This window comes from Microbacterium sp. PI-1, from assembly GCF_004337555.1.
GTDB classification, from domain to species: domain Bacteria; phylum Actinomycetota; class Actinomycetes; order Actinomycetales; family Microbacteriaceae; genus Microbacterium; species Microbacterium aurugineum.
In genome coordinates, this window is the sequence record NZ_SJYZ01000016.1 from 1 (window position 1) to 11,712 (window position 11,712).

12 protein-coding genes are annotated in these 11,712 nt (G+C 69.4%); 9 read left to right on the top strand and 3 right to left on the bottom strand.

Annotated features, from left to right (window positions below):
• Positions 1-114 precede the first annotated feature (114 nt).
• From E0W80_RS13420 to E0W80_RS13450, 7 genes are all read left to right on the top strand, one after another.
• Positions 115-1,107 carry a TIGR03557 family F420-dependent LLM class oxidoreductase gene (locus tag E0W80_RS13420; protein ID WP_131493168.1) on the top strand — a complete coding sequence of 331 codons (993 nt, stop codon included), beginning with the start codon at positions 115-117 and terminating at the stop codon, positions 1,105-1,107.
• Positions 1,104-1,934 (top strand): coenzyme F420-0:L-glutamate ligase, encoded by an 831-nt coding sequence (gene cofE / locus E0W80_RS13425; protein ID WP_131493170.1) that lies wholly within the window; start codon positions 1,104-1,106, stop codon positions 1,932-1,934. The genes E0W80_RS13420 and cofE overlap by 4 nt, the downstream gene beginning before the upstream one ends.
• Positions 1,931-2,944 carry a glucose-6-phosphate dehydrogenase (coenzyme-F420) gene (fgd, locus tag E0W80_RS13430; RefSeq protein ID WP_047524719.1) on the top strand — a complete coding sequence of 338 codons (1,014 nt, stop codon included), beginning with the start codon at positions 1,931-1,933 and terminating at the stop codon, positions 2,942-2,944. Before cofE ends, fgd begins: the two co-directional genes overlap by 4 nt.
• 10 nt (positions 2,945-2,954) lie before the next feature.
• A complete protein-coding gene (gene cofC, locus E0W80_RS13435) occupies positions 2,955-3,626 on the top strand; it encodes a 2-phospho-L-lactate guanylyltransferase (protein ID WP_131493171.1) in 672 nt (223 codons plus the stop codon).
• Positions 3,623-4,636 carry a 2-phospho-L-lactate transferase gene (cofD, locus tag E0W80_RS13440; protein ID WP_131493173.1) on the top strand — a complete coding sequence of 338 codons (1,014 nt, stop codon included), beginning with the start codon at positions 3,623-3,625 and terminating at the stop codon, positions 4,634-4,636. Before cofC ends, cofD begins: the two co-directional genes overlap by 4 nt.
• A 288-nt stretch (positions 4,637-4,924) precedes the next feature.
• Positions 4,925-5,443: a hypothetical protein gene (locus E0W80_RS13445; RefSeq protein ID WP_131493175.1), complete on the top strand. Its 519-nt coding sequence runs from the start codon at positions 4,925-4,927 to the stop codon at positions 5,441-5,443.
• 354 nt (positions 5,444-5,797) lie between these two features.
• Positions 5,798-6,241 (top strand): hypothetical protein, encoded by a 444-nt coding sequence (locus E0W80_RS13450; RefSeq protein ID WP_131493177.1) that lies wholly within the window; start codon positions 5,798-5,800, stop codon positions 6,239-6,241.
• Between the two features lie 12 nt (positions 6,242-6,253).
• Here the strand turns inward: E0W80_RS13450 and E0W80_RS13455 are convergent, their stop codons facing one another.
• From E0W80_RS13455 to E0W80_RS13465, 3 genes are all read right to left on the bottom strand, one after another.
• Complete coding sequence (locus E0W80_RS13455; RefSeq protein WP_131493179.1) at positions 6,254-7,066, bottom strand: ATP-binding cassette domain-containing protein; 813 nt, start codon at positions 7,064-7,066, stop codon at positions 6,254-6,256.
• Positions 7,063-8,049: a putative F420-0 ABC transporter permease subunit gene (locus E0W80_RS13460; protein WP_240740539.1), complete on the bottom strand. Its 987-nt coding sequence runs from the start codon at positions 8,047-8,049 to the stop codon at positions 7,063-7,065. The genes E0W80_RS13455 and E0W80_RS13460 overlap by 4 nt, the downstream gene beginning before the upstream one ends.
• A gap of 83 nt (positions 8,050-8,132) precedes the next feature.
• The gene (locus E0W80_RS13465; RefSeq protein WP_131493181.1) at positions 8,133-9,113 is read right to left on the bottom strand and encodes a putative F420-0 ABC transporter substrate-binding protein; all 981 of its coding nucleotides are present in this window, start codon (positions 9,111-9,113) and stop codon (positions 8,133-8,135) included.
• Between the two features lie 152 nt (positions 9,114-9,265).
• Here E0W80_RS13465 and E0W80_RS13470 point away from each other — a divergent pair, with 152 nt between their 5' ends.
• Positions 9,266-10,309 (top strand): CocE/NonD family hydrolase, encoded by a 1,044-nt coding sequence (locus E0W80_RS13470; RefSeq protein WP_205802350.1) that lies wholly within the window; start codon positions 9,266-9,268, stop codon positions 10,307-10,309.
• Entirely contained in the window at positions 10,306-11,712 is a 1,407-nt protein-coding gene (locus tag E0W80_RS13475) for a dihydroorotase family protein (RefSeq protein WP_131493184.1), read from the top strand. The genes E0W80_RS13470 and E0W80_RS13475 overlap by 4 nt, the downstream gene beginning before the upstream one ends.

The window sequence follows — 11,712 nt, forward strand, 5'->3', positions numbered from 1 at the left end:
CTCAGGGCGGGTCCGGAGGCGCGTTTTCGCACTTCGACGCGGCCCGGAAGCTCACACGCTTGACTTTTGGATCCAGTATCCATTCAATGGAGACAGAGAGGCGAGGAGGCCGACATGCACATCGGATACGCCGCGATGCTCGAGCAGGTCGAGCCGACCGCCGTGATCGAGAACTGCGTCCTCGCCGAGGCGCACGGGTTCCGCGGGATCATGGCGACCGACCACTTCCAGCCCTGGTTGCCTCGCCATCGCAACGCCGCGCACGTGTGGACGATGCTCGGCGCGATCGGCGCCCACACCACCGGTGACCTCGGTCCCGGTGTCACGACCCCTGGTTTCCGCACGCACCCCGCGGTCGTCGCGCAGGCCGCGGCGACCCTTGCGGCGCTCTACCCCGGTCGCGCCTGGCTCGGCGTCGGTTCGGGGGAGGCGCTGAACGAGCACATCGTCGGCGGCTACTGGCCTGAGCCCGCCGAGCGGATCGACCGCATGTTCGAGGCCGTCGACCTGATCCGCAAACTCTTCACCGCCTCCCTCGCCGGGCGGGACGCGCGCCATCGGGGTGAGCACTTCCGGATGGAGACCACCCGACTGTGGACGATGCCGCCCACCGCGCCGCCGGTCTACATCGCCACCGCGGGGCCCGCCACCGCACGTCGTGCCGGCCGCAATGCCGATGGGCTGATCACGACTTCCGCCGAGGTCGAACGTCTCGAACCCCTGCTCGCGCGGTTCGCCGAGGGTGCACGGGAGGCGGGCCACGATCCCGACGGTCTCCCGAAGGTGCTCCAGCTCCGCCTCTCCTGGGCGCCGACCGAGGAGCAGGCGCTCGCGAACGCGCTGTCGGAGTGGCCGATCGCGGGTCTCCGGATGCGCCGGGGCGACGTGCGCTCGCCGTATGACTTCGAACAGCTGGTGCGCGGGGTGACGGCGGAGGACCTGCGCGCGTCGATGCTGATCTCCGCGGACCCCGACGTGCATCGGGCGCAGATCCAGCGCTACGCCGACCTCGGTTTCACGCGCATCTACCTGCACAACGTCGGCCCCGACCAGAGGTCGTTCCTCGAGGTGTTCGGTCGAGACGTCCTTCCGAAGGTGCACGCATGAGCGCCCCCGCGATCACCGTCTTCGCCCTCACCGGCATGGGCGAGGTGCAGCCCGGTGACGACCTCGTGGCCTTGATCCTCGACACCGGCGTCGAGCTCGCGCACGGCGACATCCTCGTGGTCACCTCCAAGATCGTGTCCAAGGCCGAGGGCCGCTACGTGCAGGCCGCCGACCGCGAGGAGGCGATCACCGCCGAGACCGTGCGCCTCGTCGCCTCCCGCACCGCCGACGGCCACACCATGCGCATCGTCGAGAACCGCCTGGGGATGGTCGCCGCGGCCGCCGGTGTCGATGCCAGCAACACTCCCGACGGCTGGGTACTGCTGCTCCCCGAAGACCCCGACCGTTCGGCGCGGACGCTCGCCGCGGGCCTGCGTGCGGCCACGGGGGCGGAGGTGGGGGTGATCCTGAGCGACACCCTCGGGCGTCCCTGGCGAGAGGGACAGACCGACGTCGCGATCGGTGGCGGAGGCGTGCGGATGATCGCCGACCTCCGCGGCACGACCGATCAGGCGGGCAAGGTGCTCAGTGTCACGACCCCGTGCCTCGCCGACGAGCTGGCTGCGGCTTCCGACCTCGTCAAGGGCAAGGCGAGCGGCAACCCGGTCGCCGTGGTGCGCGGACGCCCCGATCTCGTCGGTCCCCTCACCCTGCCCGGTGCGTCGAGCATCGTGCGCCCCTCGGAGCGCGACCTCTTCTGGCTGGGCGCCGCCGAAGCACTCGACCAGGGGTACCGCGACGGCTACGCCGCCGCCCTGGCCGCCGTCCACGCACACGAACCGCACGAACACGAACCGCACGAACACGAACAGAAGGATGCGACATGACACTGACCCTCGGATACAAGGCCAGCGCGGAGCAGTTCGACCCCCGTGAGCTCGTCGAGATCTCGGTGGCGGCGGAGGCGCACGGCATGCAGTCCGTGTTCGCCAGCGACCACTTCCAGCCCTGGCGACACACCGGCGGGCACGCCCCGTTCTCCCTGACCTGGATGGCGGCGGTCGGCGAGCGCACGTCGAGCATCCGCATCGGCACCTCGGTGCTGACTCCGACCTTCCGCTACAACCCAGCCGTGCTCGCGCAGGCGTTCGCGAGCCTGGGCTGCCTGTACCAGGACCGGATCATCCTCGGGGTCGGCTCCGGTGAGGCGCTGAACGAGATCGCGACGGGGTTCCGCGGCGCGGGGGAGCAGGAGTGGCCCGAGTTCAAGGAGCGCTATGCACGACTGCGGGAGTCGGTGCGCCTGATGCGGGCGCTCTGGTCCGGGGACCGGGTGAACTTCGACGGCGAGTACTACTCGACGCACGACGCCTCGATCTACGACCGGCCCGAGGGCGGTATCCCGATCTACATCGCCGCGGGCGGGCCGATGGTCGCGCGCTACGCCGGGCGTGCGGGCGACGGCTTCATCTGCACCTCGGGCAAGGGACGCGAGCTCTACGTGGACCAGCTGCTCCCGGCGGTGGCGGAAGGGCTCGAGCAGGCCGAGCGCTCGAGCGACACGTATGACCGGATGATCGAGATCAAGCTGTCCTATGAGGAGACGCGCGACGCGGCACTGGAGAACACCCGCTTCTGGTCGCCGCTGTCGCTCTCGAAGGAGCAGAAGCACGACATCACCGATCCGGTCGAGATGGAGAAGGCCGCCGACGCGCTGCCGCTGGAGACGATCGCGAAGCGCTGGATCGTCGGGAACGACCCGGATGCGGTGGCCGCCGAGATCCAGCAGTACATCGACTGGGGCTTCAACCACCTGGTCTTCCATGCGCCGGGTCATGACCAGCGGCGTTTCCTGCAGCTCTTCGAGCGCGACATCGCGCCCCGACTGCGCGGCTGAGGACGCCGACATGCTCCGCGGTGGTGGTGTCGGGTCCTCGGTGCCGGGGGCACCCGTGCGTGAGTGGGTGGTCGTGATCCCGGTCAAGCGGGCCGAGATCGGGAAGTCGCGCCTGCGACTGCCGGGGGTCGAGCGCGAGCCGCTCGCTCGGGCGATCGCACTGGACACCGTCGAGGCCGCCGCGGCCTGTGAGCGGGTCGCCGAGGTCATCGTCGTGACGAGCGACGAGATCACCGCCACCGCGCTCCGCGTGCTGCCCCGCGTGCGGGTCGTGCGGGACCGAGGAGAGGGGTTGGGCGCGGCGATCGCGCTCGGTGTGAGCGCGGCACCGGATGCTCGTCCGCGGGCCGTGATGCTCGGTGACCTCCCGGCGCTGCGCCCAGATGAACTGGCCAGGGCACTCGCCTTCGCGTCCTCGCATCCTCGGGCGTTCGTTCCGGATGCGGAGGGGACGGGCACCGTGCTCGCGACCGCCCGGGCGGGCTTCGAGCTGCGCCCGTGTTTCGGCGATCGCTCGGCCGTCGCCCATCACGAGGCCGGCTTCGCGGAGGTCGGGTTCCCGGTGCTGAGCGGACTGAGGCGTGACCTCGATCATGCCGAGCACCTCCGTGCGGCACGCCGCGCCGGTCTCGGGCCGCGGACCGCGGCGCTCGTGGATCGGCCCCTGGTGCTGGCGTCATGAAAGTCCCCGCGGTACCACGCGTCGTGGTCCTCGCCGGCGGTGTCGGCGGATCGAAGTTCGTCGTCGGCGTGCGAGAGGCTGCGCGCCGACGTTGGCCCGACGGGGAAGGCGGCACCCGCGCCCGGATCACGGTGATCATCAACACCGGTGACGATCTGTGGCTCAGCGGTCTGCGCCTGCAGCCGGACGTCGACTCGATGATCTATGCCCTCGCCGGGGTGAACGATACCGGGCGGGGGTGGGGCCGAGCCGGAGAGAGCGAGCGAGTGGCAGCGGAACTGGGAGCCTGGGGGGTCGGCTGGCCGTGGTTCACGCTGGGGGATCTCGACCTCGGAGCGCATGTCGCGCGCACGGGGTGGCTTCGTGACGGTGCGACGGTCGCCGAGGTCGTGGGTCGCCTCGCCGGGCGCTGGCCGCTCGGTGTCCGGTTGCTCCCGATGACGGACTCCGAGGTCGACACGCACGTGACGACCGACCAGGGGCGCATGCACTTCCAGGAATGGTGGACGCGGCATCGGGCGGGTCTCCCGGCGCAGGGCTTCGACTGGCCGGGCATCGGGCGGTCCGCGCCCGCGCCTGGGGTGCGGGAGGCTCTGGCGGAGGCGGACGCCGTGCTCTTCGCGCCCTCGAACCCCGTGGTCTCGCTCGGCCCGATCCTCACCGTCCCCGGGATCGCCGAGGCGGTGCGTTCCTCTCCCGGAGCGGTCGTCGGGGTTTCCCCGATCATCGCCGGCGCTCCGGTGCGGGGGATGGCTGATGCGTGTCTCGCCGCGGTCGGAATCCCCGCTGCCGCCGATGCGGTCGGGCGCCACTACGGTGCGCGGACATCCGGGGGTCTGCTCGATGCGTGGGTGATCGCCGAAGAGGATGCCGCGCTCGCCGCCGCGCTCGAGGCCGAGGGGCTTTCCGCCCCGGTTCGTCCGCTCTGGATGCGCGACCGCGACACCGCCGCCGCGCTCGCCGGAGCCGTGCTCGAACTCCTCGACACAGAAATACCGTGGCGCGGCTGACGTGCGTGTGAGCGGCAGCAGTTCTGGTCCGCACTACTACGGCTCTGTCAAGGGGAACGAGACGTCGGTCGCCTGCGACCGACCGTAATGTCAAACTCAACGAGCGCCTTGTCTCAACCAGGCGCTCGTTGGTGACGCGGGTGCTTGAATGGGACGTCAAGAGGTGACGCTGGTCGCCCGTTCGAAAGCTCACGACGAACGCGGAGGAAGGCGTTGATAGAGATCCAAGCTGTTGGTGGAGGTCGCATCGCTCGCGACTTCATCCCGGTGTCCCACAGCCATTTGGGGATGCTCCGGCTGTTCCTCCCCATGCGTGACGCTCAGGACAACTCCGTTCGCTGGTCTCAACTGCGAGAACCTGACTACGAGGATCGATCTTCTGGTTGGGAAGAGTTCCGAACCAACGACGTCAGCGTCGAAGAGGTTTCAGGTGACCTGAGCTCAGCGATGGGGGTGCTGGACGAACAGACCGCCACTGCCCTTTCAGACCATCTTGCCGGCCTTCAGCTCACGGCACTCGAGTGGGTTGGTTATCGAGGTGCACCTTCGGGCGATCGCACCGTGACGGTGATGGGCGAGCTGTACGACACAAAGTCCTTCACGAGCTCGGACATCGTCGCAGGAAACCGCATCCCTGGGTTCGTCTGGGACGAGAACGCGACCTTCGCGTGGGGCTCGCGGTTGTATCCTGACTCGATCGTCATCGCCGCGTCGCCGACAACTCTTCGGGCACTCCACAGTGATCCCAATCTGGATGTTGTCTCGATCCGCGCTGAGGATGTTGTTCCCTTCAGCTTCGGAGACTAAGGCGTGTCTGACAATGCACGGGTCCATGCGATGACGGTGTTGAGGGTGACGGCGGCGCGGTGGTTGAGGGTGTGCTTATCGTCTTGGGTCGCGAGGCCTCACCACTGCTTCAGGCGGGTGTCGTTGCGCTTGATCATGTTGCGCTTCTTGTCGTCGACGACGTCGAACCCGACGGGGCTGCCGCCGCGTAGTCCTGCGCACGCAGAGGGGTGAGCCGCGGCTTAGACGTTCGGCGAGAGATCTGGACGAAAGTCGCCAATATATCGGCGTAATGAGACGTGCCCTCGACCCGTCTCATCAGTGGGAGCAATGCTCGGCCGATCACGGTGCGAGCTCATCGGGCGGAGGGGCCTCATGAACGGACGAAACGGAGTGACTCAGCTCTTCGAGGAGCTGGAAGTCGAATGCGGCGCAAGCGTGGAGTGCATCACGGACCGGGTGTCGGTCCTGCAGGGGGTGGACATCGAGGTCGAGCTGCTCGGCGAGAGGGAGTGGGCGCGCATCGCGCCGTTCGTGCTCGTGAACGGTGATCGCGCGCGGATCCTCCTCCGGGAATCCGACCCGCGGTGGTACCGGCTGCACGTCGTGGTCCACCAACTGGCGCATCTGCTGTGCGGGCACACGCAGTGCGCGGCGCTGCCCATGTCGTTCGAGGGGTCGCCGGATCCGACGCCGGCCGACCGTCTCACCCACGAGCTCCTGCACCGGCAGGAAGCGGAGGCGGAAGCGATCTCCCGGCGGCTGAGCGCGTTCGTCCTCGCTGCGGACTCCGCGCCGTCGCGCGCCCTGCTCGTCTAGTCCAGGCGATCGTCACCGTCCCAGGACGGGAACCGGCGCCTCGTCGAACACGATCAGGGGGCGATCGCTGTCCGGTCGGGAGAGGACCACGGGGTCGACGTTCCACACCCGGGCGATGAGCTCGCGGGTGAGGACCTCCTGTGGCGACCCGGCCGCCTGCACATGACCGTTCGCGACGACCACGATCCGATCGGCGAAGGCCGCCGCATGGTTCAGGTCGTGCAGTGCCGCGAAGACGGTCATCCCATCCCCGGCGAGTGAGCGCAGCAGCGTGAGGGCGTCGAGCTGGGCGCGGATGTCGAGATGGTTCGTCGGTTCGTCGCACAGCAGAAGGGCCGGACGCTGCGCCAGGGCCCTGGCGAGGTTCACGCGCTGGCGCTCGCCGCCGGAGAGGGTCGCCGCATCGCGGTCGGCGAACGCGAGGGCACCGGCACGGCGCAGTGCCGTCTCCGTGGCCGCGGCGTCCGTCGCCTCGCTCTCGAACGACAGCCAGCCCCGGTGCGGAAGGAGCCCGAGTGCGACGATGTCGCGTCCTGTCATTCCCTCGGCCGCCGACCACTCCTGCTCCACCAGGGCCACCCGCTGCGCGCGCTCCCGGCGCGTCATCGTCAGGAGCGAGTCCCCGTGCAGGCGGACCGACTCGACCTCGCCGCGCAGCGTGCCGGCGATCAGTCGCAACAGCGTGCTCTTGCCCGAACCGTTCGGGCCGAGCAGAGCGGTCACCGCCCCGCCCGGTGCGGTGAGATGCATCCCATCGAGGATGAGCCGATCGCCGCGACGGAAGCGGATGCGCCGGGCGTCGAGCCCGTCTCGGTGATCGGTCATGTCCGGTTCCTCCGCATCCGCAGCATCAGCAGCGCGAACACCGGTCCGCCGATGAGCGCGGTCACGATCCCGACCGGGAGCTCGCGCGGTTCGAACACGGTGCGGGCGATGGTGTCGGCCCAGATGAGGAACACCGCCCCGGCGAGGAACGAGACCGGCAGCAGCGCGCGATGCCGGGCGCCGACGACCGCACGCACCGCGTGCGGGAGGATCAGCCCGACGAATCCGATCGAGCCGCTGACCGCGACCAGCGCACCGGTCAACAGGGCCGTGCAGAGGAAGAGGAGCACCCGCATCCGGGTGACCGGCACGCCCAGGGCTTCGGCGGCGGTGTCCCCGAGCGCGAGGCTGTCGAGCGGACGGGCCGACGCCAGCAGGGGGATGGCGCAGACGAGCACGGCGACACCGGCCAAGGTCGCATCCGCCCAGTCTGCGCCGCCGAGGGAGCCGAGCAGCCAGCTGAGGATCTCGCGGTAGCTGTCGTTCGTCGCGCTCCAGAAGATCACCAGGCTGGTCAGCGCGGCGAGCACGGCCGACACCGCGAGCCCCGCGAGCACCACGGCGGTCGGTCCCGCGGAGCCGGCGGCGCGGGCGAGGCCGAGCGTCAGCACGAGAGCGAGCACCGCACCGGCGAAGGCCGCGAACGGCAGCGCCACCGCGGCGCCGAGGACGATCACGATCACCGCGCCCGTGGACGCGCCCGACGACAGCCCGAGCAGATACGGATCGGCGAGCGGGTTGCGGGTGAGTGCCTGCATCACGGCACCGCAGAGGGCCAGACCACCACCGACGGCGGCCGCCGTGAGCACGCGGGGCACACGTCCCTCCCAGATGATCGCGTCGCGGATCGGGGTGAGGCCGCTGGTCGCCCCGGTCAGGTGCGACCACACGCTCGCCAGGAGCTCGCCAGGGGTGATGTCGGCCGGTCCGATCGCGACGGCCGCGATCACGGTGACGGCGAGGGCGGGCAGCAGCACGGCGATGGCAGAGACCGTGCGCCGCCGTCTCGGGTGGGTGGTCGATGCCGCCGCGACCGGGACCGCCGCCCGCAACGGGACAGTGACGCTCACTGTTCTCCGAGCTGGGTCACGATCGACTCCACGGCGTCGACGTTGCGGATCCCCGCCTCGGTGGCGGGGAAGTCGACGATCACGAACCGTTGGTTCTGCACGGCGTCGAGCTCGGATGTGACCGGGGTCGACGTGAGCAGCGCGATCTTGGACTCCGCGGTGTTCCACGCGGCATCCACCAGCACGATCACGTCGGGGTCGGCCTCGGCGATCAGCTCCCAGGAGCTCGACGTCCAGGTGTCGTGCACGTCGGCGAACACGTTGTCGAGGCCGGCCGCCGACATGATCATCTGCGGTGCCCCGATGCCCGCACCGACGAACGGCTGGTCCGTGCCCGAGGAGTACCAGAGCGCCGTGAGTCCGCGCTCGTCCGGGGCGATCGCGTCGAGGGCGGCGCGCTGCTCCGCGATCAGCGCGGACGCGGCATCCTGTTCGCCGAGCAGCTTGCCGGCCTCGGCGAAACCGTCGAAGACGGCGTCGAAGGTGAGCGGGTCGGGCATGTAGCCCGGCGCCTTGCAGGCGGCGGGCGCGACGTAGGTGGTGATGCCGAGCTTCTGCAGGTCGGCGCGCTCGCCGGCACCGTCGACCGAGAAGTTCGACTCCCACCCGGCGAACACCAGGTCGGGCTCGAGCTCGAGCACGGCCTCCTTCGACGGCACCTTGTCGGAGACGACGTCGATGCCTTCCGCGCTCGCTGCGAGATCGTCCGGCAGGGGTCCGTCGGAGAAGGCGGAGCCGATGATGCGGTCGCCGGCGCCGAGCGCCAGGGCGAGTTCGAGCGTCGAGGACTTGATGGTGAGGATCCGCTGCGGGGCGACCTCCACAGACACCTCGGTGCCGCAGTTGTCGAGGACGAGGGGTTTCGGATCGGCGGCGGCGGCGGGCGTTGTGGGAGCGCCGTTGCATCCGCTCAATCCGGCGGCGACGAGGAGGGCGAGGAGCGGGGTGGCGGCGAGGGCGCGGGTGGTGGCAGGCATGGTTCTCCGGAAGACGAGGAAGGGAAGGGCGCAAGCGAGAGCACGTTCGCAGTCCAAGTCGGGACCACCGGCGTCGGCCAATCGGGTCGACGCGATGCGGTCATGCTAGCGCGGATTCTGGATCCAAATCAATACTGGATTCTGGATCCAAAATGGGTGATGATGGGAGTCGCCCCACCGCAGCGGCGCAGATCGCCGATCGCGACGCCGCGTTCAGCCGAGAGGAACCCATGCAGACCACACCCGTCTCGTACTTCAGCGAGGGTCAGCGCATCTCCGCCGTGTGGCGCACCCCCGATCACGCGGGCCCCTACCGTGCGCTCGTGCAGGGACCGGGCTGGCTCGGGCTCAAGGACGCCAAGCTCTACGTCCGCTATCACGAAGCCCTCGTCCAGGCGGGCTTCGCCGTGCTCGTGATCGACTACCGCGGTTTCGGCGACTCCGAGGGCGACCGCGGTTACCTGTCCCCGGCCTGGCAGCTCGAGGACCTCGTGAACGCCGTGACCTACCTCACCACGCGCGACGACGTGATCGCCGACGCGATCGGGGTGTTCGGAACGGGCGGGACGGGAGGCGGCAACGCCGTGCTCCTGGCTGACGCCGACCCGCGCATCAAGGCCGCTGTGAGCCAGGTGCCCGTCGCCGACGGTGAGGACTGGCTGCACCGCATGCGCAGCGAGTATGAATGGCTCGACTTCCAGAAGTCCCTCGCCGAAGACCGCCGGCTGCGCGTCACCGAGGGGAAGGGGCGGATCGTGCACCCCCGCGAGGAGATCATGATCCCCACGGCCGAGCGTCGCGCCACGAAGATCAAGGCCGATGTCGACGACCGCATCCCGACGACCGTCCCGCTGGCGTGCGCCGAGGGCATCCTCGCCTACCGGCCCATCGACGCGGCGTCCCGCCTGACCACGCCGCTGCTCGTGATCGGCGTCGAAGGCGATGCGACCACGCCCACCGACCACGCCGAAGCGCTGTACGAGGCCGCCCGTGGCCCGAAGCAGCTCATCATGCAGCGGCACACCACCCACTACGCCGCCTACGACGCCTACTGGGAGCAGACCACTCCGGTGATCGTCGAGTGGTTCGACCGGTACGTGCGGCCGGCGCATCTCATCCACCGGTCGTCGCCGTCGCCCGCGATCGGCGAATCCATCACCACAGAATCCGTCAGCAAAGAGGAGGTCGGGCGATGAGCGTGGATCTGAAGATCACCGGTGGCACCGTCGTCACCCCCGCAGGGCCGGTGCAGGCCGACCTGCTCGTCGCCGACGGCAAGGTCGCCGGCATCGTCGCGGGAGGCACCGAGATCCCGGCCGCGCGCACGATCGATGCCGCGGGAAAGCTCGTGCTCCCCGGAATGGTCGACGTGCATGTGCACACCCGCGAACCCGGTTACGAGCACAAGGACGACATCTACACGACGAGCCTGCAGGCTGCGGCCGGCGGCGTCACCACGATGTTCGGGATGCCGAACCTCAAGCCGCCGACGACCGACGTCGCGACGCTGACCGACGTGTTCCGTCGGTACGAGGAATCATCGATCGTCGACTGGAACCACAACCCCGCGCCGACGAAGTTCGACGAGATCGCCGGCATGAGCGAGATGGGGATCCGGGCGTACAAGATCTACATGGTCGTCGACACCGGCCGCGACTATCCGCACCCCTCCGGTACCGGCATCCACAACCACGGGCACCTGCTCGAGATCATGGATCACATCGCCCAGACCGGCAAGCGCTTCATCGTGCACCCGCACGACCAGGCGCTCATGGATTACATCGAGGGCGCCTATCTCGCCCGTGGTGAGAACACCCCGGAGGGTTACGCCTCGGCCTACGCGGCTCGCGAGGGCGTGATCTGGGACACCGCGATCGACGTCGTGCTGCGTCTCGCGGAGGCCTCCGGCTGCCCCGTGCACATCGCGCACATCCAGACCCGACGCTCGATCGAGGCCGTGCGCCGTGCCAAGCAGAACGGCATCGACGTCACCTGCGAGGTCAACCACTGGGCACCGTTCCTGTCGACGTGGAATGACGTCGAGACACTCGGACCGTACGCGCTCAGCTACTGGGTGCCCGACGACAACCGCGCCGCCGTCTGGGAGGGCATGCGTGACGGGACGATCGACATCGCCGCGAGCGACCACGCCCCGCACACCCGCGAGGAGAAGGAGGTCGGGTGGACCAAGATGTGGAGTTCGCACACCGGCACGCCCGGCATCCAGTACTACTACGAGCTCATGCTCGACGCCGTGAACAAGGGTGAGCTCGACCTGCAGCGCGCGATCGACATGGTCGCCCACATCCCCGCCGCCAAGTTCGGGCTGGAAGGGGTCAAGGGCTCTCTCACCATCGGGGCGGACGCCGACATCGTGATCGCCGACCTCTCCGAGGAGTGGACCATCACCAACGACGGCGTGCTGTCGAAGATCGGCTGGACCCCGTATGACGGGCGCACCATCAGTGCCCGCATCCAGCGCACCCTCGTGCGCGGCGTCGACGTCTACGTCGGCGACGAGGTCACCGGCGACCGCACATTCGGAAAGCTCGCCGCATCGGCGGAAGACAGGGCGGCGTTCGCCGCGGAAGGGAACTGA